We start from the raw sequence: 21823 nt of genomic DNA, 5'->3' as shown, positions 1-21823 counted from the left end.
GATTGGCAGCCGGTCGCGCGTGGCCTCAGGTCCGGCCCGCTGGGGGTTCGAGCCGGGGTTTGGTCTCGGCCGCGCACTGCGGCCGAGCGTCTGGGAAGGAACTAGTTCGGCGTGACGGGCTGACCGCCGAGGGTCACCTCGATGACCTTGCCACCGTTGAGGGTGAACTTGACCTTGTCGTTCGGCGCCCGGGTGCGGATCTCGGCGACGAGGGCGTCCGCGTTGGGGATCGCCCGTTCGTCGAGCTTCGTCACGACGTCACCGGATTTGAGGCCCGCCTTCTCCGCGGGGCTGCCCGGCGAGATCTCACCGAGCTGCGCGCCGCCGGTCGGCGCGGTCTGCACTCGTGCGCCGATGAAGGTCTGCGTCGCCTGGCCGGTGTTGATGATGTCGTCGGCCGTGCGGCGTGCCTGGTCAATCGGGATCGCGAAGCCGATGCCGACGTTGCCGCCGCTTTCGCCGCCCTGGCCCTGCGCGGACTTCGGGCTGTAGATCGCCGAGTTGATGCCGATGACCTGGCCCGCCATGTTCGCGAGCGGGCCGCCGGAGTTGCCCGGGTTGATCGCCGCGTCGGTCTGCACCGCCGACATCACCGTGGTCTGGTCGCCGCCGCCACCGGCGCTCACCGGCCGGTTCAGCGCGCTGACGATGCCCGAAGTGACCGTGCCGGCCAGCTCGAACGGCGAACCGATGGCGACCACCGGCTGCCCGACCCGCAGGTCGTCGGAGCGGCCGAGCTCGACCGGGGTCAGGCCGCTGACGCCGCTGACCTTCACCACGGCGATATCCGTCGTGGGGTCACGCCCGACGACGGTCGCGGTGCCCTTCTTGCCGTCCTGGAACACCGCCTGGATCTGCCCGCCGCCACCGGCGGCGACCTCGACGACGTGGTTGTTGGTCAGGACGTAGCCGTCAGTGCTGAGCACGAAACCGGAGCCCTCGCCCGCGCCGGACCGGCCGGACACCTGCAGCTCGACCACGCTCGGCGACAGCTTCTGCGCCACCGACTCCACCGAACCGGCGGGCAGGTTGCCCGTCTGCTGGGCGGGCTTCGGCGCGTCGAGCGCGTTCACGGAGGAGCCGCCGGTCGCGTCACCGGTCAGGTAGCCGACCGTGCCGCCCGCGACCCCGCCGACCACCAGCGCGATCGCCGCGACACCGGCGAGCAGCTTGCCCGAGGTGGACTTCTTCGCCTGGCGCTGCTGCGGGACCGCGTAGACCGACGGACCCGGCTGGGTGAACGGCGGCTGCTGGCCGGGGATCTGGTGTCCCTGGGTGTACGGGTTCTGGTGCTCCGGCGCGGGCGCCTGCTGGGTCTGGGTCTGCTGGGCCTGGGGCGACCACGGGTTGTACTGCTGGTCCGGGGGGTAGGCCTGCTGCGCTCCGGTCTGCGGAGTGGCATGGCCGCCGAGGCCGGTCGCGTCAGGCTGCTGCGGCGCAGGCTGTGCGGCCCAGCTCGCGCTCCGCTCCGCGTCCGGCTGGGTGCCGGCGGGCCGCGCCTTCTCGGCGTCCTGGCCGCTGGGGTCGTTCTCGGTCATGTCCTCACCTTGCGGGATGGTCCTGAGAAGTTCCTGAGCCAAAGCTGTGCATCGCACATGAGTATGGCCCCGTCAGCGGGTGGCGCGCAGCTTGTCCGCGATCTGCTCGGGCGTGGCGTCGTTGATCCACACGGCCATTCCGGACTCCGAGCCCGCCAGGTACTTCAGCTTGTCCTTGGACCGCAGGACCGAGAAGACCTCCAGGTACAGCCAGCCGAGCTCGCGATCGCGTTTGGCTGGCGCCTGGTTCCAGGCCGCGATGTAGGGCAGCGGCCGGTCGTAGAGCCCGTCGCAGCGGCGAAGGACTTCCAGGTAGACGTCGGCGAAGTCGTCGCGCTCGGCGTCCGACAGCGCGGGGATGTCGGGCACCTGGCGATGCGGCACGATCTGGACCTGCACCGGCCAGCGCGCGGCGGGCGGCACGAACGCCGTCCAGTGCTCGCCCGCGGCCACGACCCGCGCCCCGGACTCCCGCTCGGCGGCCAGGACGTCGCCCATCACCGGACGGCCGTGTTCGGCCTCGTAGGCGCGCGCGACCTCCAGCATCCGTTCGGTCTTCGGCGTGACGAACGGGTAGCCGTAGATCTGACCGTGCGGGTGATGCAGGGTCACGCCGATCTCTTCGCCGCGATTCTCGAACGGGAAGACCTGCTCGACACCGTCCATCGCGGACAGTTCGGCGGTGCGATCGGCCCAGGCGTCGACGACCGCGCGGACCTGCTTCGAGGTCAGCCCGGCGAAAGAACCGTCGTGATCACTGGTGAAGCAGACGACCTCGCAGCGGCCGACACCCGGCGCGATCGGCACCAGCCCCGCGCCGTCCACTGTGGACGAATCGCCGATGACGTTGCGGGAGAAGGACGGGAAGCGGTTCTCGAACACCGCGACGTCGTAGTCCGGTTCCGGGATCTCGCTGGGTTTCCCGGGTTTGGTGGGGCACAGCGGGCAAAGGTCGGCGGGCGGTTTGTAGGTCCGCGTCTGCCGATGCGCGGCCATCGCGACCCATTCGCCGGTCAGCGGGTCGCGCCGGATCTCCGACGCCGCCGCGACCCGCGGCAGGTCTCGCGTGTCCTCGGCGGTGCGCTCGGGCGCTCCGGGCGCGTCGAAGTAGATGATCTCCCGGCCGTCGGCCAGGTGCCTAACCGTGCGCTTCACGCTTCTTCAGCCTCAGCCGTCTCCGCCGTTTCGGCGATCATCAGCTCACCCGCCTGCTCGGTGAGCTTTTCCCTTGCGTTGTCGGACAAACCGTCGTCCGAGACGACGACGTCGGCCTCTTCGAGCCCGGCGATGGTGGAGATGCCGACGATGCCCCATTTGGTGTGATCGGCCAGCACGACCAGCTTGCGCCCCGCTTCGACGAGCGCGCGGTCGGTCTCGGATTCGGTGAGGTTCGGCGTGGTGAACCCGGGGCCGTCGGCCATCCCGTGCACGCCGAGGAAGACGACGTCCAGATGCAGCGACCGCAGGCTCTGCACGGCCACCGGCCCGACGAGCGCGTCCGACGGCGTGCGGACGCCGCCGGTGAGGACCACCGTGCGATCCGGCTGGTTCGCGCCGCGCAGCACGTCGGCGACCTGGATGGAGTTCGTGACGATCGTCAGGCCGGGGACCTCGTCGAGCGCCCTGGCCAGCGTCCAGGTGGTGGTGCCGGCGGAGATGCCGATCGCGGTGCCCGGCCGGACCAGCCCGGCCCCGAGGGCTGCGATGGCTTCCTTCTGGGCCCGCTGGCGCACGGATTTGGCCTCGAAACCCGGCTCGTCGGTGCTCTTGCCGACGTTGGAGGTGGCGCCGCCGTAGACCTTCTCGACCAGTCCGCGGGCGGCCAGCACGTCGAGATCGCGGCGCACCGTCATGTCGGAAACGCCGAGCCTCGTGACGAGGTCGCTGACCCGGACCGCCCCGGTCCGGCGCGCCTCCTCGAGGATCACCGCCTGTCGTTGCCGCGCGAGCACGAAGCCTCCGATGACTGCACTGGATCAACTACACAAAATCCTACACGATCAAACAAGGACTTCGTGTGGCAGAAAGGCCGGTCTATTCGGCGGAGGTCTCCTCGGCCTGTTTGACGCCGTCGATCGGGACCCCGCGGAAACTCAACACGAACAGGGCCACGGCGCCGAAGAACAGCGCGATGTCGGCGACGTTCCCGACGAACCAGCCGTTGTAGTCGATGAAGTCGACGACGTGGCCGCGGGCGAAGCCGGGCTCGCGGAACAGGCGGTCGCCCAGATGCGTCGTCGCGCCGCCGAGCAGCAGCCCGAGCGCGATCGCCCAGCCCGCCGAGCGGACCTTGCGCGAGATCCACAGCAGCGCGACCACCGCGACCGCGGCCACGATCGCGAAGATCCAGGTGGAACCGGCGCCGAGCGAGAACGCCGCGCCCGGGTTGTACAGCAGCCGGAACCGGATGAAGTCGCCGATCACCGGGATCGGCGCGCGATCGGTGAGGGCGTCGACGGCCCACCATTTGGTCAGCTGGTCGGCGGCCAGCAGCACCGCGGCCACCAGCAGAGTCCACAGCAGACGGCGGGGCGGCAGCTCAGGCGCGTTCTCGGTGTTCATCACCCGTCAGAGTAATGGCGAGCGCGTTGAGCGCGGCGGGGAAGCCCACGTACACGGCGAGATGCAGGATCGTCTCGACGGCCTCCCTGAGCTCCCCCGCGTCCTTCGCTTCCTGGAGGACGTCCGCCAGCTCCGGGCCCACGCCGCCCTTCGCCGTGTACACCGCGATCCGCTTGAGCCGCCGGATCGTTTCGTCGTCCTGGCCGAGGTCACCGCCGACGTTCGTCACGGCGGCACGGTGAAACGCGAGCTGCGCCTCCGCGTAGCCCAGGGTCTCCAGCGCGGCGACCGTCACCAGCTGCCGTTGTGCCAGCGAAAGCCCGGGCCGCTGGTAGACGCCGCCGTAGACGAAAGCGACGGCTTCTCTGCCGTAGTCCGTGGCTTGAACGGCCTCGAACAGCTCCAGCACGGCGGGGTTCTCGACGCCGCCGAGAAGCCTGAGCAGTTCGAGGCCCTTGTCGTGATCACCCATCAGGCAGGGGCCCCGGGGAGTCGCAGCGTCATCAGCGCGCCGCCTTCGGGAGCGCGTCCCGCGTAGACGTCACCGCCGTGGCGCTGTGCCGCGTGCTGGACGATGGCCAGCCCGAGCCCGGAACCGGGCAGCGTCCGCGCCTCGGACGAGCGGTAGAAGCGGTCGAACACCTTCGGCAGGTCCTCGTCGGCGATCCCCGGCCCGGAGTCCTCGACTTCGAGCACCGCGGTGCCGTCGCCGACCGGGTACAGCCGGACCCCGACCGTCGTCCCCTCCGGCGAGAACTTCACCGCGTTGTCCAGCAGGTTCAGCACCGCGCGTTCCAGGGCGCTGGTGTCGCCGGTCAGCACCCACGGCTGGAGGGAGACGTCGAACTCGATCTCGCCCGCGCGGCGGCGTGCCCTGTCCAGCGCGCGCTCGACGACGTCGACCATCTCGACCCGCTCGTGCTCGATCCGCGGCTCGTCCTGGCGCGCGAGTTCGACGAGGTCGCCGATCAGCTGGGTCAGCTCGTCGAGCTGGCCGCGGATGTCGGCCTCGATGTCGGCGCGGTCCTCGTCGGACAGCGTCCGCGCGCCCGGCCTGCTCGCGGACAGCAGCAGCTCCAGGTTGGTGCGCAGCGACGTCAGCGGCGTCCGGAGTTCGTGACCGGCGTCGGCGACGAGCTGGCGTTGCCGTTCCTGCGATTCGGCGACCGTGCCCAGCATCGTGTTGAAACTCTGGGTGAGGCGGGCGAGTTCGTCGTCACCGCTGACCGGGATCGGCCGCAGGTCACCCGTGGTGGCGACGCGTTCCGCCGCCGACGTCAGTCTGTCGACCGGCCGCAGGCCCGCTCTCGCGACGGCCGTTCCCGCGGCCGCGGCGACCAGGATCCCGGCACCGCCGATCAGGAACAGGACCACCGAGAGCTCGTTCAAGGTGCGCTTGGTCGGGCCGAGCGACTGGGCGAGCACCATCGCCTGTCCCGCGCCCTGCGGGAGGGCGACGACGCGGCTGTCGGTCTTCGGGTCGGTGCGCAGGGAGAACGGCTTGTCGCCGGAAGCGACCGCGATCTCGTCGTCGCCGTAGGGCGGGCGGCTGCCGGACTGCGGATAGGTCAGCCGGACCTTCTGCCCGACCGTCAGCTGCCCGATCTGCAGGTCCGCGCTGGCCAGGAAGGCCCCGGGCACCTGCTGCAGTTCGGTCTGGACCTGCGGCGATTCGACGGCGGCCCGCGCGCGGGCGAGCAGGTTGTCGTCCACCTGCTGGTAGAGGTTGTCGCGCACGACGAGGTACGCGCCCAGGGACACCAGCGCCACCGCGCCCGCGACCGAAGCGGCCGCGAGCAGCGTCACCCGGCCGCGGAGCGAGAAGCGCCGGGCGCCCCAGCGGTCGCCGCGTGGATCCTTTTCGGACACGTCGACGCCGTGGACCGGGTCGGTCACGGCGGGGTTTCCCGGAGGACGTAGCCCACTCCCCGTACCGTGTGGATCAGCCTCGGTTCGTTCCCAGCCTCGGTCTTTCGGCGCAAGTAGCCGACGTAGACCTCCAGCGCGTTGCCCGACGTCGGGAAGTCGTATCCCCATACTTCCTCCAGGATCCGGCTGCGGGTCAGGACGTGCTTCGGGTAGGAGAGGAACAGTTCGAGGAGGGCGAATTCGGTCCTCGTGAGACTGATCTCCCGCCCGGCACGGCGCACCTCACGCGTCCCCGGGTCCAAGGTGAGGTCCGCGAACGACAGGATCTCGGCGTTCTGTCCCGCCTGCGGGTCCGGGATCGCGCGACGCAGAAGCGCGCGAAGGCGCGCGAGAAGCTCTTCGAGCGCGAAGGGCTTCGGCAAGTAGTCGTCGGCGCCGGCGTCGAGGCCGGACACCCGGTCGGACACGGTGTCCCGCGCGGTGAGGACGAGAATCGGCAGGTCGTCACCGGTGCTTCGCAGGCGTCGGGCGACCTCCAGGCCGTCGAGCCGCGGCATCATCACGTCGAGGACCATCGCGTCGGGTCTGTTGGCGATGATCGCTTCCAGGGCCTGCGCGCCGTCCCCGGCCAGTTCCACCTGGTACCCGTTGAACTCAAGGGATCGCCTGAGTGATTCACGGACGGCCCTGTCGTCGTCCACTACGAGGATGCGCATGGCGACAGTCTTACGCAGAGTGCTGAGACTCGCCTAAGAACACACACAGAACCAACAAAGGAAATCCGGCGGTCCACAAGACGTTTCAGCCGGTCTCGGGCCCTTTTGCAACAGGTGCGTTCCATCTGCGCCACAAAGCGAGCATTCGGACCCCCACCACGACGGCAGCTGCTACCACCGTCACCGGCCCCGGCGGCAGTCGCAGAGCGTGACCGATCACGACGAGCACGGCGCCCGCGAGCGCGGCGACCGCGTAGATCTCCTTCCGCAGCACGAGCGGGATTTCCCGCAGGAGGAGATCACGCACAGCGCCGCCGCCGATACCCGTCGTCATCCCGATCAGGCACGCCGCGTAGGGAGTGGCGCCCGCGTTCAACGCGATGGTGGTCCCGGCCGTCGCGAACACCCCGAGCCCGAGCGCGTCCGCGAGCAGCACGCCGCGCCGCAGCTTCGCGATCTGCGGGTGGAAGACGAACACGACCAGCGCCGTCCCGCCGCAGACCGCGAGGTACGGCCAGGTCCGCAGCGTCGTCGGCGGAGTGATCCCGAGCAGGACGTCACGGATGACCCCGCCGCCGAGCGCGGTCGTGAGCCCGACGACGACCACCCCGAAGACGTCCAACCTGGACCGCACCGCCGCGAGCGCCCCCGAAGCGGCGAACGCGATCAAGCCGAGGAACTCGAGCGCGGTGAGGATCATTACTGGTCGAGCAGGCCACCGCGGTAGGCCAGCAGCGCGGCCTGCACCCGGTTCGCCGCGCCGATCTTGGACAGGACGGCCGAGACGTAGCCCTTGACCGTGGCCTCGGACAGGTGCAGGCGCCCGCCGATCTCGGCGTTGGACAGCCCCTGGCCGATCAGCCCGACGACCTCACGCTCCCGCTCGGACAGCGACGCGAGCAACTTGCGCGCCGGCTGCGCGGCCCGCTGCTCGTCCCGATGCGACTGGACCATGCGCGCCGCGACCCCGGGGTCGAGCACCGCGCCCCCGCGCGCGAGGTCACGGACGGCCCTGAGCAGCGCCGCCGGGTCGATGTCCTTCAGGAGGAAACCGTTGGCCCCGAGCCTGAGCGCGAGACTGACGTAGTCGTCGATGTCGAACGTGGTCAACATGGCCACGGTCGGCGGATCCGGCAACGCGAGAATGGCCCTGAGCGCGCGAATGCCGTCGTCAGGCGCCCGCATCTTGATGTCGAGCAACGCGACGTCGGGGTGGTATCGCCGGGCGACCTCGACCGCTGATCTCCCGTCGCTCGCCTCGCCCACGATCTCGATGTCGGCAGCGCCGGACATCATGGCACGCAGGCCCGAGCGGACCAGTTCCTCGTCGTCGGCGAACATGAGCTTGATCAACGAAGCCCTCCGGCAGCCGGGGGAGCGGCGTCTCGCGTCCCGTTAACGAAGATTACCTACTGTTGTTCAGGGTTTCGAAACCAGACACGTACGAGTGACCCTCCCGGGTCATCTGTGTCGATCTAGCTCTCGATTCAGACCCTGTTTTCCTGCGTGTGAGTGTGCGTCCTCGGGGACGGATCCGCAGGTCGAGTGTCACTAGGCGGCCAGTGTCTCTTCTTGGTCGCGGGTTTCCCGGCCTGCTTGCGCGCAACCGCCGTTCGGGGGGTTTCGGGCTTTCACCGGGCTGGCCGCTTGCTCCGCCCGGGTGCGACTTGCGCCCTCACGCTCGGGCCGCTCCGGTCACCCGGTAGGCTGCGCCTGGCAGTACATGCCCTCGTAGCTCAGGGGATAGAGCACCGCTCTCCTAAAGCGGGTGTCGCAGGTTCGAATCCTGCCGGGGGCACCGATTCAGCCAGAGTAAGCATCTTCGCTCCGTAGTCGGGCCTGGTGACGCGACTACGGAGCATCGATTTGGCATATTCAGGTCGTCGGCGATGTCGATCCGCTGAGGAAAGTCCGCCTAGCGCGAGTCCTGGTCGGCGCCGTGGACGGGACGGAGATCGAACTCTCCAGCGCGCGCCGACCAGCAAGCCAATCCGACTACTCTTCACGCAGGGCTTGAATCGCGAACTTAACCCGCTCCTCGATCTTGATTGCCAGAGTCTCGGCTGTCGCTGTCGGGATTGGCTCGACGTAGTCGACGGTGCCATCGTCGTTGACCCAGGTGAGCACCATCCAACCCGCGTCATAAACCTTCCGCGCAATGAGCCGTTCAAGCGCGATGGCGTACTGGTACGCGTACGTCATATTCTTGAACGCGAGGTCATCGAGAGGGAAGCGGATCTTCGCCTTCTGCATTCGCGTCAACTGAATGGGGTCGCCGCTTTCCGCATCTCGGTTGAACGTCATGCACCATGCGGCCCAGACCCCGAGCTTACCGAACGCTCCCGTCTCTTCCTGCACAGCCTTCACGTCGACTGCACTGCCGATCGCTTCTTCGATGCGATTGTTCGCGTTGTTGCCCGGGCTGGACGCTTGCGACTTCAGCTCTACGACACCCACCAGATGCCCCTTGTGCGTTGCCACCACGTCCCAGTTCTTCGAGCGGCGGTAGTAACCCGGGATGATGCTGTCCACCTTGACATCCGGCTCGTCGAGTCCTGCGTCCACAAACATCTGCTTGACGAACATCGCGATGCTCTGCATATGCCGCGAGTCGCGCGCCTGCGCACCGGTGTCCGACCGGCCGTCGGCGGCGAGCCGGGCGACGGCTTCATTTTTTGCTTTCCACCAGTTAATTAGGAGTGGTTCGACATCACGCGTCATGGTCAGGCACTGTATCGGTCAGCTCGTACTCCAGTATGTCGATTCCGTAAACCCGTGCTGCGGCAGAGGTCGCGGCTTCGACATCGCGCGCTCGGAAAGCTCGGCGTAGCTCATCGGCGAGTTCGCCGGGGATCGCGGTTGGGGCTGGCACGCGGATCTTCTTCAGGTACTGAGCCTGGAACCGCAGGGTTCCGCCGCGCATCCGCACACAGTATGCCTCGATGAAGGCCTGCGCGATCCGGGAGAGCAGGATCCCGCCGAGGACTTCCATGTCCCACGTCTCTGACACAACGTAATAGAGGTTGTGGTGAGGGTAGTGGCCACCCGGCTCCAGAACCGGGTGGATACGCGCCTTCATGTCCTGCAGCAACAGCTTTGGCCTGTCGATGATCGAGGCGTTCACTTTGTCGATCGTGCGATGCCAGCGATCGGGGTTCTTTTTCGCGACGAATCGATCCTTGATCGCCGGGTGCGCGCTCAGGTGGGCGGCGAGACGCGGGAAGTCCGCAAGATCGACGAGGTTGCCGTCAATATCCCACGGGTTCACCAGATAGTTGCCCTGCCACTCGAACGAGCCCGTCATCAGGTCTCGCCGCATCGACAGCGGCAACAATCGTCCTGGCTCCGCCGCGTCAGCGTCCTTGGTGACGTATGCCTTGTCGGCACCGGTGGCGATGCCGATGGCGACACGAGTACCTGTGGCCTCGTCGTGCAGAGAAGGGAAGCCGTCGTTGAGCCGTTCAATCAGGGCGAGGCGTGCCGGTGACCCGGTGGGCCACATCTCACCAGCCGGAAACCAGTGCGGGAGGCGGTGGGCACGAACGCCCGTGTCAGTGAAGTGTGTCTGCGATTCGTCGCGCGACCACTTGGCCAGTGTCTGTGCGGAGGACTCGCCGAACGAGGCAGTGGTGTCCGCGACTATCGATGTGCCCTGACGTTGATTGGCCAGTACGGTGATCGCCGGGTAAGCGGAGACTGCGGACTCGAACGCGTCTACATCGTGCATGGTCCAGACGTGCTGGACTGAGTACCGAGAGGACACCAAGTCGCGCAACAACTCGCCGTATTGGTTCCGCATCCAGCGGTCAGCGCAGATGAAGCCGACCCGACCGCCGGGTTTCAGCATCGCGAGGCATCGCTCGTAGAAGCCCACGTAGATGTCTCCGCGGCCTTTCATCGTTGTCCAGGCACGGCGATACTCGGCTGCCGTACTGGCGTCGAGGTCGTCATAACGAATGTACGGAGGGTTGCCGATGGCGACATCGACGGCCCGGTCATCAACGCTAGGCAGCAGGAAGTCCTGACGACGTACCCAGGTCTTCGCGAGTGTGGTAGCCGTGTCCTCGGGCGCACCTGCGGCAACGAGCAAGTCGTGGCAAACCCGGCGAGCAGTCTTCACATGCTCCAGCTGCAGGTCATACGCCCGAACGGCGTCGCCGAGCAGCGCCAAGTCCCTGCCTTGGGCTTGCGCCGACGAGATCAGGCGTTCGACCGCCGGGCCAAGGAAGGCCCCGGATCCGCACGATGGCTCTAGCAGATGCAACGAGCCAAGGTCGCGATCGGCGGTGTAGCCGGTGATATCGAGCAGAACGTCGACGACCCAGCGGCGAGTGAAAAACTCGCCATAGTTGGTTGTCGACGTGGAAGCGGTCAGGGTCACCCTGCCACTCTAGAGACGACCACTGACGGTTCGGAGGCCGACACGACCGGGACGGTCTCCCGGCTGTCCACTACGTGAAGGCACTGTCCTTGTCTTCCTCGTCGAGGTCGTCCCCGCCTGCCAGGATGTGGTTGAGCACGGAGTTCAGTTCGGTGTCGATCTTGGCCCGCGCGGGCCAAGTTGGCTTCCACCTCGACTTGCAAGAGCACTCCGGAGAGGATCCCCACGGCATTCTTGGTCTCGACGACCTTGCCATTGTCGATCCGGTAGCCGTTCTTGGCGGCGAAGTCCTCGGTCGTCTCAAGGCTGCGCACCAGATCACGCACAGCCTGTTCGGTGTCATCGATGATCTTCACCGCCGCGGACAACCGCGCGGCGAGATCCTCGAGTTCCTGGCATCGGGTACGAAGATTCTCGGCCGCCGCGTCCGCTGCTTCCCCTGCCCGCCGGCATCATCTCGAGCCCGGTACGCAGTCGCGGCAGTGGTCAGCGATGCCGCGTAGAAATCCACACCCTTCGCCGAGACTCCGATGGAATTCTCCCAATGCGGACCGAGCTCAGTGGCGGTCTTCGCGGACTCCGTGCCGCTCAACGCGGCGGAAAGCGCCGTCACCCGCTCCAGATCCAGCTCGCGCACGATTCCCGCAGCCCGCTTCTCCTGATCGGCCGCGGCACGCAGGGCTTTCGGATCAGCTTCGAACCCCATCATACACCGCTCCCCCGAATTGAGGTTACTTGTCCCGTTTGAGAGGTTTAAGTCGCGCTGACCAGGCGTCCGAAGGGGGCGCATCAAGACTGTCGGTGCCCTCCCCATAATGGGATCGTGACCGACGGACACGAGCCCCAGCCGTTCGCGCACCTGAGTGCGCCGAACGCGGCGCTCTACCGCGACGTCCTGCTGACGTTCGCGCGGGCGAGGGACCGGTTCATCGTTCACATGCGTCCGGAGGACGTCACGACGGACCTCGGCAGGCCTGGTGACATCGAGCAGGTCGCGGACGCGCTGGACAAGCTCGTCGACTGGGGTAACTTGCGGGCGGACCCGGATACGAGCCGGGTGACCAGTGTCGCCGACTTCCATCGCGCCCGGTACCTGTACCAGCTCACGGCGGCCGGCCAGGCCGCCGAAGAGGCGCTTGCGGTTTACGACCAGGCGCTGGGCCGCCGGGGTTCGCTGCAGTCGGTGGCGCTGGAGGACATCGCCGCGCAACTGCGGGCGCTCGTGGAGCTGGCGGGGGCGCGGGAGCTCGACCCGGCGAAGGTGCATCTGCTGCTGCTCGCGCTCGCCGAGCGGTTCACCGGCTTGGCCGACAACGCGCAGGCGTTCATGGCGTCGCTACGCCGGGTGATCGATTTCGCCGACGGCGATGTGGAGGCGTTCGTCGCCTACAAGCAGCGGCTGATCGACTACGTCAACCGGTTCATCGCCGACCTCGCCAACCGGGGTGCGGAGATCGCCACCTTGTTGAGCGAGATCGAAGAAGCTGGCGTACGCGAACTGCTTATGGTGGCCGCGAAACGCGAAGCGGCCGACGTCGCGCCTGACGATCACGAGAACGCGGCTGCCATCGAAACCTGCTACGACACCTGGCGAAATCGGTGGCGCGGGCTGCACGACTGGTTCGTCTCCGCCGATTCTCGCCGTCAGTCGCAGGCACGGTTGCTGCGCGGAGCCGCTGTCACAGCCATCACCCAGCTCATCGACACGGTGGCCGCGCTCAACGAACGTCGTTCCGGAAGGTCGGACCGCTCGGCGGACTTCCGCACCCTGGCGCGGTGGTTCGCGGAGGCCCCGGATGACGACGCGGCGCATCGCCTGTGGCGGACGGCGTTCGGGCTCGGTTCAGCGCGACATCTCACGGTCGACAACGAAACCGTCGCCGTGTGGGAAGAAGAGCAACCGGCACCGAATACACCGTGGCGGCAGGCACCGGGGGTGCACATCAGTCCGCAGTTGCGCAGGACCGGATCCTACGAGCGGCGCGGCCAGCCGAACCGGGTCGCGGACCGCGCGGAGCAGCGGCGGATTCTGGCCGAGCAGGCGGGTCTCGAAGCCGAACAGGTCGCTACGGCGCGGGCGAAGCTGGCGACACCGGGACCGACGCGGCTGTCGGCTTTGGGTGAGCTCGACGCGCGGGCGTTCCGGCTCTTCCTCGGTCTTCTCGGCGACGCTCTGTCCGCTCGCGCGCCTGGCGATCACGAGATCCGGACCACCACGAGCGACGGCACGATGGAAGTCCGTTTGACGCTCGTACGGGGTGGCGGAACAGTGAGCATCGAAACCGAGGACGGGATTCTCCGCGGACCTGAGCACCTGATCGAGATCATCGACCTGATCGGGAACGGCCGGGTGGAGGCGATCGCGTGACCGCGCTCGGCGAGGAAGCCGTTGCCCAGCAGCGAAAGGCTCTACGGGCGTTACTCGCCAAGCCACTGTTGACAGCGGGAGCGGACGACGAAGTACTGCGGTTGGTCCGGCGCCATGCGACGGAGCTCCGTGATTGGCTGGCCACGGAGACGGGCTGGCGACTGCTGGTCGGCGCGGAATCCGCCCGCTTGTTCAAAACCGCGCCGACGTTGACCGATCAGACCCATCCGGCGAGGGACGGCAAGGGCAAACCGCCGTTCGGCCGTCGCAGGTATGTCCTGCTCTGCCTGGCGCTGGCTGTCTTGGAGCGAGCAGACGCGCAGATCACCCTCGGCCGCCTCGCCGAAGGTGTGCTCGCCGCCGCGGGTGAACCCGAGCTGGTCGACGCCGGCGTGTCTTTCACGCTGAGCAGGCGCGATGAACGTTCGGATCTCGTCGCGGCGGTCCGGCTGCTGCTCACCTGGGGTGTGCTCGAGCGGGTCGCCGGTGAGGAAGACGCTTACCTGAGCGACAACGGAGACGTCCTGTACGACGTGCAGCGCCGAGTGCTGGCCACACTCTTGACCAGTGGTCGTGGCCCTTCGACGATCAACGCCACCACTTTCGAGGCCAGGCTCGCGGAGCTTGCCCACGAACCCGTCGCCGACACCGATGACCTGCGCAATCGAGCCCTTCGCCACCGGCTCACGCGCCGTCTGCTGGACGATCCCGTCGTCTACTACGACGAGTTGGCCGACGACGAACGGGCCTACCTGGCCGGCCAGCGGCACGCGATCACCCGCCGGATCGAGGTGGCCACAGGCCTGGTCGCCGAAGTCCGCGCGGAGGGCATCGCGATGGTCGACCCCGACGACGAACTGACCGATGTGCGCATGCCGGAGCAGCGCACCGACGGCCACGCCACCTTGCTCGTCGCCGAGTACCTCGCGGCGCGGAACGGGCCGGTGCCGATCGAACGAGTGCTGGCGTATGTCAGGAAGATCGCTCGCGAGCACGCCTCCTACTGGCGTCGCGGAGTCACCGAAGCAGGCGCTGACGAGGAACTCCTCGCCATCGCGTTGCACAAGCTACGCGCACTGCGGCTCGTCGAGGATTCCGTCGGGGATCCGCCGATGGTGCGTGCGCTGCCCGCGATCGGCCGTTACCGGCTCGATGCCCCCACCATTCGGGAGAGGAAGGCCGGGAAATGACTTCGCCCGTCCCGGACAAGGCTCGCTGGCAACCACTTCGTGCCGGTCTCGTCGACCTGTTCTACTACGACATCGAAGAGTTCCACTTCCACGACGGCCGTTTGCTCTTGCGCGGCAACAACGGCACCGGCAAGTCCAAGGTGCTCGCGCTCACCCTGCCGTTCCTGCTCGACGGCGAGCTTTCGGCGCACCGGGTGGAGCCGGACGGCGACCGCAACAAACGGATGGAATGGAACCTGCTGCTCGGCGGGAAACATCCGCACAATGAACGTCTCGGCTATACCTGGCTGGAATTCGGCCGCGCCCTTCCCGATGGGAGCGCCGAATACCGCACGATCGGCTGTGGTCTCAAGGCGGTCGCCGGGCGTGGCATCGCCAGGCACTGGTTCTTCGTCACCGACCAGCGCATCGGCCGGGACCTCTCGCTGGTGAGCCCGACAAGGGTGGCGCTGACCAGGGAGAAACTCAAGGACGCCGTCGACGGACATGGCCTGGTATACGACACAGCGTCGGACTACCGGCGCGCGGTGGACGAAGCACTGTTCGGACTGGGGCCACACCGATACGAAGCCCTCGTCAATCTGCTGATCCAGCTCCGACAACCGCAGCTGTCGAAGAAACCGGACGAGAAGCTGCTGTCCCGCGCGCTCACGGAGGCGCTCCCGCCGCTCGACCCGTCCTTGGTGACCACGGTCGCGGAAGCTTTCCGCGGGCTGGACGAGGAGCGGGAAACCTTGCGTGCCCTCGCCGAGGCGAAGACGGCGGCGGAACAGTTCCTCCTGCATTACCGGCGCTATTCCCGGATCGCGGCCAAACGCCGTGCGGCGCCGGTTCGCCACACCCACAGCAGGTATGAACAGCTGGGACGCGAGCTGGGTGAAGCCGAAGCAGCTCACGAAAAGGCGACGCTGGCGTTGGAAGAGACACAACGACTGCTCAACGAGCTGGCGGCGGCGAAGACACAGCTGGAAGCACGACGCACCGCGCTGCAGGACAGTCCGGAAATGCGGGACGCCGAGAACCTCAAGAAGGTCGGAGAAGAAGCCGACAAGCTCAGCAAGTTCGCCTCAGCGAGGGAACGCGACCTGACGTCTGCTGCCGACATCCTGCGACGCCGCGAAGAGCAAGCCGAGTCGGCACGGCGAACGACCACCTCCGACTCGGCTACTTTGTCGCAGGCCAAGGAAAACGCGCGTGAAGCCGCCGAGACCGCTTACCTGGCCGACGGACATGCCGCTGTCGTCGCCGACGAAGACGAGCGAGCCGGGCAAGCGCTCGTCGAACGACAGACCAGCGCGGTCGACCGGCTGCAACGGCTGCTCAACGCCGCCGCGGAGGCCGAAGCCGCCTTGCGTGCGGCACGCACAAGCGTGGACCGGATCACCTCCGAGCAGCAGGCCGCCGCTGAACGGATCGCGGTCGCCGAGGAAAATATCGCCGCACGCGGTGTCGCGCTCGTGGCAGCCTATCGGTCTTATCTGACAAGTACCCGGCAGTTCACGCTGTCCGATGTGGACGAATTGCTCGACTCACTTGAGGCATGGACCGAGACGCTCGCCGGTGCAGACCCGGCGGCATCGGCCGTGGAAGCGGCCGTGCTGCGGGCAACCAACGAACTCGGCCGCCGGGAAGCCGCGTTGGAAGCAGACCGAGCAGCGGCGGAGAACGAACGGCAGGCCATCGTCGACGAGATCGCACGGCTCGAGGCAGGCGGGCACGACGATCCACCGAAGCCTTACACCCGTGACGAAGAAGCACGAGTCGGCCGTCCTGGCGCTCCGCTGTGGAAGATCGTGGACTTCGTCCCCGGCGTCACCGCAGAACACCGAGCCGGACTCGAAGCGGCTTTGGAGGCCGCGTGCATTCTGGACGCGTGGGTGACCCCGGACGGTGAACTGCACAGCAACCTGACCGGCGACGTCGTCGTCAAGCCCGGCAACGACGCACCGGCCGGTGGCCTCACCGCGGTGCTCACGCCGACGGTCAACCGGGCCGATCCTCAGGCCGCCGCCCTGGACGACGATGTGGTCGCAGCCGTCTTGCGCGCGATCGGTCTCGGACCCGGCGCGGATACCTGGATCGCGGCGGACGGCAGGTTCGCCGTCGGTGTGTTGAGCGGGGCGTGGCACAAGGAGGCGGCCGGTTACCTGGGCGAGGGTGCGCGCGAAGCCGCGCGCAGGGAGCGTGTCCGGCTGTTGAGGGAAGAGAACGCCCGACTGGGTCGGCGTCTCGCCGATTTGGCGGACGCCGAGGACAGCCTGGCCGCCCGGCGAGTCGCCCTCATCGCGGAACACCGAGCTCAGCCGAAGGACAACGATCTCCGCGAGGCTCATGTCGTGCTGGGCAGTGAGCATGACTCGAAACGCCGGATCGACGCCCGCCTCGGCGAGGCCGTCACGATGTGCGATGAGTGTGCCGACGAGGCGGAGCAGGCTCGCGAACAGGTGGTCGAGTTCGCCGGTGATGTCGGGCTGCCGACAGACCTCGAAGAACTGGGCCGGGTTCGCAAGGCCGTCGGCGACTACCGAGTCGCCTTGGCCGGGCTTTGGCCCGCGGCACGGGCACTGGCCCGAGCGTTGAAGGAGGCTGCCAAAGCCGAAGACGAACAACGGGCCGCTGCCGCACACCACGGCGAAGCAGAGGAGTCGGCCGTCAAAGCCCGCGCTGATGCCGAAGCCGTGGTGGAACGTCACCGTGTCCTGGTCGAGACCGCAGGCGCGGGAGTCGATGAGCTCTATCGGAAGCTGGCCGCCGTCGCGACGGAACTCGACGAGCGGGGCACCCGCGAGAAGCAGGCACAAGACCAAGAACGGGTTGTGCTTGAACAGCGGGGTACGGCCAACGGGCGGCGCGAAACGCTTCGCGGCTCGATCTCGATCGCCGTGGACGAACGCGATCAGGCCATCGGTGAGCTGCGGGCCTTCGCGACGACGGGACTGTTGACGACGGCCCTTCCCGAACTGGACTTTCCGGATCCGGACAAGGAATGGGCGCCCAATCCGGCTGTCGCCCTCGCGCGGGCGATCAACGCCGCGCTGGACGGTGTGGATGACGCGGACCGGCCTTGGGAACTGGTGCAGCAGCGAGTGTCGGCCGAGCACAAGCTGCTGACCGACGCGCTGTCCCGACACGGTCATTCGGTCGGCATGACCGTGCGAGACGGGATCATCGTCGTCGATGTGCTGTTCCAAGGACGCACCCAGGACATTCCGACGCTGGTGGCCGCTTTGGAGGTGGAGAACGAGCAGCGGGCGAACCTGCTTTCAGCGAAGGAACGCGAAATCCTCGAGAACCACCTCATAAACGAAGTCGCCGGGACACTGCAGGAGTTGATCGGTAACGCCGAGGACCAGGTCAGGTCTATCAACACCGATCTGGAAGCCCGGCCGACATCGACCGGAATGCGCCTGCGGCTGCAGTGGCGTACTTCGCGGACTGCGCCCGACGGGCTCGACAGGGTGCGGGACCGGTTGCTACGGCAGACCGCCGACGCCTGGAGCGCGGAAGACCGGACCGCCGTCGGCGGGTTCCTGCAGGAGCAGATCAACCGCGAGCACGCCGAGGACGCGGCGGGCGGCTGGGTCGAACAACTGACTCGTGCGCTCGACTACCGGTCTTGGCACGAATTCGCGATCCAGCGCTATCAGGACGGCCAGTGGCGTTCGGCGACCGGACCGGCCTCCGGCGGCGAACGGGTGCTGGCCGCGTCGGTTCCGCTCTTCGCCGCAGCGTCCTCGTTCTACTCGTCTTCGGCCAATCCCCACACTCCACGTCTGGTAGCGCTCGACGAAGCATTTGCCGGGGTCGACGACGACTCACGAGCCAAGTGTCTCGGCCTGCTCGCCGCTTTCGACCTCGACGTCGTGATGACCAGCGAACGTGAATGGGGCTGCTACCCGCAGGTACCCGGTCTGGCCATCGCGCAGCTCGCCCGGCGCGACGGAATCGACGCCGTGCTGGTGACGCCTTGGCGATGGGACGGCCGCGAGCGTGTCCAGCGGCAACGGCCGATCCCCTACGTCCCGAGCGCCTGATGGCCGATCTTGATCGTCTCCGGAGGCTCTTGGGCGGCGAGGAGACGGTGTGGCTGCTCGACCGCTTGCGCCGCCGGATGGCAAACGGCAAGCCACTGAGCGGAACCGTCACCCTCGGCTCGGCGACACAGGACCAGCGCAGGGCTATCGAACGATTGCTCGGTCGCCGAGCCAGCACAGGTACTTCGCTGAGCGTTTCCCTCGACGAAGTCGATGCGACACTCCGCCGCAGCGGTGCGGCGCCGGACGGCCTCGCCGACGCGACAAGGCTACTGATCGGAACCGTGCCGGATCGTCTGGCGGAAGCCGCGGCTTGGGCCTCGATCTTCGAGCCCTTGGACGAGCTGGTCGAGCGACGCCCGGCACTGGCGACGTGGCGGACGTGGTTGGACTCCACCGGCCTGATCCGGAGATCTGCCCCCGAGCCCGAAGCCGCGTCCGCATTGATCTCAATGGCGATGCGGGTGCTCGCCGAGTTGCCATCGAAAGGCGTCGCACTCGGTCGGCTCGCCGCGCAGACGACCGGGGACGCGCACGGGCTGGACGACGGGCGTCCGTTGGCCACCCTCGTGCTCTCGGCGGCGCGAGTCCTGAGCGGTACCACTCCGGCCGGAACCGGCACCGCGGCCGAACGACGTGCGTCCTGGGCGGCGGTCGGGGTACACCTCGACGAGTTGTCTTCGTCTGTGCTGTGCCTCGGCCTGCCCGGCGGCGTCGAGACGACGACCGGCCGGATCCTCGCGCTGGCCAAAGAAACCGGGGAACCGTGCGTTCTCACACTGCGTCAGCTCGCGCTCGCGGAGCTTGAAGCCGGAGGCCAGATCGTGTCGGTCTGCGAGAACCCGATAGTCCTGGCCTCGGCGGCCGATGAGCTGGGGTCCCGCTGTCCTCCGCTGGTGTGCCTGAACGGCCAGCCATCCGCCGCGGTATGGCGTCTGCTCGACCTCCTCACGGCGGTCGGTGCCCGGTTCAGATATCACGGAGACTTCGACTGGGGCGGCATCCGGATCGGCAACACTCTGCGTGGCCGGGTCGCTTGGCGACCGTGGCGATTCGACACCAACGCGTACGCGGGGGCGACGGCGACCGGCGGCGAGCTGACCGGCAAACCGGCGGAAGCCAGTTGGGACACAGGACTCCGTACGGCGATGGAACTACGCGGCCTGCGCATCGAGGAGGAGCTGATGCTGCCTGCTCTGTTGGACGACTTGCGAACTCTTGCTGATTAGTCCATCACCGCCGAATCTTCTGCCGACGGCAAGGCAGGCAGCAGCCCAGGAACCGCCTCAGGTTGCCTGCCGTGAAAATCGGCGTGCTGGAGCCAGCCTTGCGGCAGCCAGCCACCTGTCACCAGTTGTGGGTGCTGCGGATGTTGTTCGAGGGCCCAAGTCACGAAGAGCAGCTCCGCGTAGTCCGACTGCAGGAGCCGCGAAATGGGGCCGTCGACACTTTCCCCGGCGAAATGCAGAGTCGCGGGTGCCACGATGCTCGCCGCGGTGATAGCGCTCCAGTGCCACCTGAGCACCTGTGGCGTGTACATGTAGAAGCCATACCTGCTGGCAAAGACGGAACCTTGGTCGATCGGCACCCATCGAGGGACCGCGGCCGCCTGCGCGGCCGTGCGTGCCCGGGACTTGGCGACGGCTCCGCCGATCAGCGAGCCGGCGACCAGACCCAGCCCCACCGCTCCGGTGCCGAAGACCATCGGCGTGCTGACTTGCCAGCTCCCGTTTCCCAATGCGCGGAAATCGGACAAGACGAATTGCCCCACGGCCCACAGCCGTTCGTCATCGGCATTGACCGCGGGAAAGGGAGCGAGCACTTCCGGCGTCTGGCTGAGATCGTGGCCGCCCGCCATCATGGCCGCGAGGCAACAGGTGTACCGCAGCACCTCGTCGCGCTGTGTCCACGGAGGAGGACCAGCCGATTCCGGTTTCTTCCGCCCCATTCCAGCCCCCTCCGGCAACCCTGGTGATCAAGATTACGCCGCAGGATAGCAATCGATTCCCGATATCCCACGTCCACCGGACAACGATTGAATCCACAGAAAAGACCTTGCTAAACCACGTTTTCCGAAGTTCGGACTTCGTGGAAGTCGTCGAGACGGTGGGCTTCGGCGGACGATTCCGTAGCCGCCAGCCAGTGCGGATAGGTGACGTAGACCAGTTCCGTGTCTTCGTCGGCCACGTAGACGACCTCGGTCCCGGCTCGCAGGTAGATCACCTCACCGGCGCGGGCGGTCACCGAGCCCGACGGGCCCTCGACGGTGAAGACGCCGGAAGTGATGACGAGGGCCTCGTCGTAGGTCATCTTCCACGGGTTCTTCTCTCCTTTCCGATAGCGCCCGAAGCCGACGGACATCGCCGCTCCGCTGTCCTGCGAGAGGACGTCGGCCAGGAAGATCTGCTGGTCAAGGCACTGGAACCAGGTCGAAGCGTCATCGCTCGTGAAGTGTTCGACGGACATCCAAGTCTCCTTAAGTGGAAGTTCCTCCACTTAGTTAACTGGAGAAAGTTCCACTTGTCCACCGACTAGGCTCACGAGGTGCTTCCCATCGCAGGGTCCGGACCGGCAGAGCGGGCGGACGCGGCTCGCAACCGGCAGAAGATCGTCCGCGCGGCGGCCAAGCTCGTCGCGGCCAAAGGGATCGACGGACTCGCGTTGGACGAGGTCGCGGCGGAGGCGGGCGTCGGGATCGGCACCGTGTATCGCCGGTTTCCGGACAAGGGCGCGCTGGCGCAGGCGTTGCTCGACGAGAACGAGCGCGAGTTCCAGGAGGCGTTCATCAGCGGGCCGCCGCCTCTCGGGCCGGGGGCTCCTGCGGGCCAAAGGCTGAAGGCGTTTACCGACGCGTACGTCGACAGGCTGGAGACGCACGGCGAGTTGCTGATGGTCGCCGAGACCGAGACGCCGATGGCGCGGTTCGTGACCGGCGCGTACAGGCTGCACCACAGTCACCTGGTCGCGTTGATCAGCGAGATCGAGCCGGACGTCGACGCGCACTTTCGCGCAGACGCGATCTTGGCACCACTCGCCGCTGCGCAGTATGTCTATCAGCGGCAAAACGGCATGACACCGAAACAGATCAAGACGGGGCTGCAAGAACTCTACCGAACTCGGTGACTAACCTGTCGACTGGACGACAACAGCCTGAAGGATCGGCCA

19 protein-coding genes and 1 tRNA gene are annotated in these 21823 nt (G+C 67.4%); 7 read left to right on the top strand and 13 right to left on the bottom strand.

The annotated features are described in order from the left end of the window. Positions 1–101 precede the first annotated feature (101 nt). From ACFWMR_RS14910 to ACFWMR_RS14870, 9 genes are all read right to left on the bottom strand, one after another. Positions 102–1538 carry a S1C family serine protease gene (locus ACFWMR_RS14910; protein ID WP_378378732.1) on the bottom strand — a complete coding sequence of 479 codons (1437 nt, stop codon included), beginning with the start codon at positions 1536–1538 and terminating at the stop codon, positions 102–104. A gap of 72 nt (positions 1539–1610) precedes the next feature. After that, on the bottom strand, positions 1611–2693 hold the full coding sequence (galT, locus tag ACFWMR_RS14905; protein ID WP_378378731.1) for a galactose-1-phosphate uridylyltransferase: 1083 nt from the start codon (positions 2691–2693) through the stop codon (positions 1611–1613). Then, positions 2690–3490, bottom strand: coding sequence for a DeoR/GlpR family DNA-binding transcription regulator (locus tag ACFWMR_RS14900; protein WP_093933120.1), 801 nt, complete (start codon positions 3488–3490; stop codon positions 2690–2692). The genes galT and ACFWMR_RS14900 overlap by 4 nt, the downstream gene beginning before the upstream one ends. 82 nt (positions 3491–3572) lie before the next feature. Next, entirely contained in the window at positions 3573–4100 is a 528-nt protein-coding gene (lspA, locus tag ACFWMR_RS14895) for a signal peptidase II (RefSeq protein WP_378378730.1), read from the bottom strand. Next, positions 4078–4572 carry a carboxymuconolactone decarboxylase family protein gene (locus tag ACFWMR_RS14890; protein WP_093933122.1) on the bottom strand — a complete coding sequence of 165 codons (495 nt, stop codon included), beginning with the start codon at positions 4570–4572 and terminating at the stop codon, positions 4078–4080. Before ACFWMR_RS14890 ends, lspA begins: the two co-directional genes overlap by 23 nt. Then, positions 4572–5996, bottom strand: a complete 1425-nt coding sequence (locus tag ACFWMR_RS14885) for a HAMP domain-containing sensor histidine kinase (protein ID WP_093933123.1) — start codon at positions 5994–5996, stop codon at positions 4572–4574. The genes ACFWMR_RS14890 and ACFWMR_RS14885 overlap by 1 nt, the downstream gene beginning before the upstream one ends. Further along, positions 5993–6685 carry a response regulator transcription factor gene (locus ACFWMR_RS14880; RefSeq protein WP_020631674.1) on the bottom strand — a complete coding sequence of 231 codons (693 nt, stop codon included), beginning with the start codon at positions 6683–6685 and terminating at the stop codon, positions 5993–5995. Before ACFWMR_RS14880 ends, ACFWMR_RS14885 begins: the two co-directional genes overlap by 4 nt. Before the next feature lie 85 nt (positions 6686–6770). Further along, positions 6771–7385 carry a trimeric intracellular cation channel family protein gene (locus tag ACFWMR_RS14875; RefSeq protein WP_093933124.1) on the bottom strand — a complete coding sequence of 205 codons (615 nt, stop codon included), beginning with the start codon at positions 7383–7385 and terminating at the stop codon, positions 6771–6773. Beyond that, positions 7385–8038, bottom strand: a complete 654-nt coding sequence (locus tag ACFWMR_RS14870) for a response regulator (protein WP_005155565.1) — start codon at positions 8036–8038, stop codon at positions 7385–7387. The genes ACFWMR_RS14875 and ACFWMR_RS14870 overlap by 1 nt, the downstream gene beginning before the upstream one ends. 372 nt (positions 8039–8410) lie before the next feature. Here ACFWMR_RS14870 and ACFWMR_RS14865 point away from each other — a divergent pair. Further along, positions 8411–8483: transfer RNA gene (locus ACFWMR_RS14865), tRNA-Arg, on the top strand. Between the two features lie 197 nt (positions 8484–8680). Here ACFWMR_RS14865 and ACFWMR_RS14860 read toward each other — a convergent pair. Together ACFWMR_RS14860 and ACFWMR_RS14855 are read right to left on the bottom strand one after the other, a co-directional pair. Beyond that, positions 8681–9406 carry a PaeR7I family type II restriction endonuclease gene (locus ACFWMR_RS14860; RefSeq protein ID WP_378378729.1) on the bottom strand — a complete coding sequence of 242 codons (726 nt, stop codon included), beginning with the start codon at positions 9404–9406 and terminating at the stop codon, positions 8681–8683. Further along, on the bottom strand, positions 9396–11066 hold the full coding sequence (locus ACFWMR_RS14855; RefSeq protein ID WP_378378728.1) for an Eco57I restriction-modification methylase domain-containing protein: 1671 nt from the start codon (positions 11064–11066) through the stop codon (positions 9396–9398). Before ACFWMR_RS14855 ends, ACFWMR_RS14860 begins: the two co-directional genes overlap by 11 nt. A gap of 131 nt (positions 11067–11197) precedes the next feature. On the opposite strand from ACFWMR_RS14855, the gene ACFWMR_RS14850 reads away from it, so the two are divergent. The 5 genes from ACFWMR_RS14850 (at position 11198) to ACFWMR_RS14830 (ending at position 19887) form a co-directional block, all read left to right on the top strand. Further along, a complete protein-coding gene (locus ACFWMR_RS14850) occupies positions 11198–11569 on the top strand; it encodes a hypothetical protein (RefSeq protein ID WP_378378727.1) in 372 nt (123 codons plus the stop codon). Between the two features lie 320 nt (positions 11570–11889). Next, positions 11890–13434, top strand: a complete 1545-nt coding sequence (locus ACFWMR_RS14845) for a TIGR02677 family protein (protein ID WP_378378726.1) — start codon at positions 11890–11892, stop codon at positions 13432–13434. Next, positions 13431–14624 carry a TIGR02678 family protein gene (locus ACFWMR_RS14840; protein ID WP_378378725.1) on the top strand — a complete coding sequence of 398 codons (1194 nt, stop codon included), beginning with the start codon at positions 13431–13433 and terminating at the stop codon, positions 14622–14624. The genes ACFWMR_RS14845 and ACFWMR_RS14840 overlap by 4 nt, the downstream gene beginning before the upstream one ends. Continuing rightward, a complete protein-coding gene (locus ACFWMR_RS14835; protein ID WP_378378724.1) occupies positions 14621–18658 on the top strand; it encodes a TIGR02680 family protein in 4038 nt (1345 codons plus the stop codon). Before ACFWMR_RS14840 ends, ACFWMR_RS14835 begins: the two co-directional genes overlap by 4 nt. Further along, complete coding sequence (locus ACFWMR_RS14830; RefSeq protein WP_378378723.1) at positions 18658–19887, top strand: TIGR02679 family protein; 1230 nt, start codon at positions 18658–18660, stop codon at positions 19885–19887. Before ACFWMR_RS14835 ends, ACFWMR_RS14830 begins: the two co-directional genes overlap by 1 nt. On the opposite strand, the gene ACFWMR_RS14825 is transcribed toward ACFWMR_RS14830, so the two are convergent. Both ACFWMR_RS14825 and ACFWMR_RS14820 read right to left on the bottom strand, forming a co-directional pair. Continuing rightward, the gene (locus ACFWMR_RS14825) at positions 19884–20606 is read right to left on the bottom strand and encodes a hypothetical protein (RefSeq protein ID WP_378378722.1); all 723 of its coding nucleotides are present in this window, start codon (positions 20604–20606) and stop codon (positions 19884–19886) included. The two genes, ACFWMR_RS14830 and ACFWMR_RS14825, sit on opposite strands and share 4 nt — an antisense overlap. Positions 20607–20716: 110 nt before the next feature. Beyond that, positions 20717–21124: a cupin gene (locus ACFWMR_RS14820; RefSeq protein ID WP_378378721.1), complete on the bottom strand. Its 408-nt coding sequence runs from the start codon at positions 21122–21124 to the stop codon at positions 20717–20719. Positions 21125–21202: 78 nt separating this feature from the next. Here ACFWMR_RS14820 and ACFWMR_RS14815 point away from each other — a divergent pair, with 78 nt between their 5' ends. Beyond that, positions 21203–21781 (top strand): TetR/AcrR family transcriptional regulator, encoded by a 579-nt coding sequence (locus tag ACFWMR_RS14815; protein WP_378378720.1) that lies wholly within the window; start codon positions 21203–21205, stop codon positions 21779–21781. Positions 21782–21823: the final 42 nt, after the last annotated feature.

This window comes from Amycolatopsis thailandensis (assembly GCF_042723255.1).
GTDB classification, from domain to species: Bacteria; Actinomycetota; Actinomycetes; order Mycobacteriales; family Pseudonocardiaceae; genus Amycolatopsis; species Amycolatopsis thailandensis.
The sequence above is the reverse complement of the archived record's forward strand: the minus strand, read 5'-3'. Positions and strand labels throughout refer to the sequence as shown.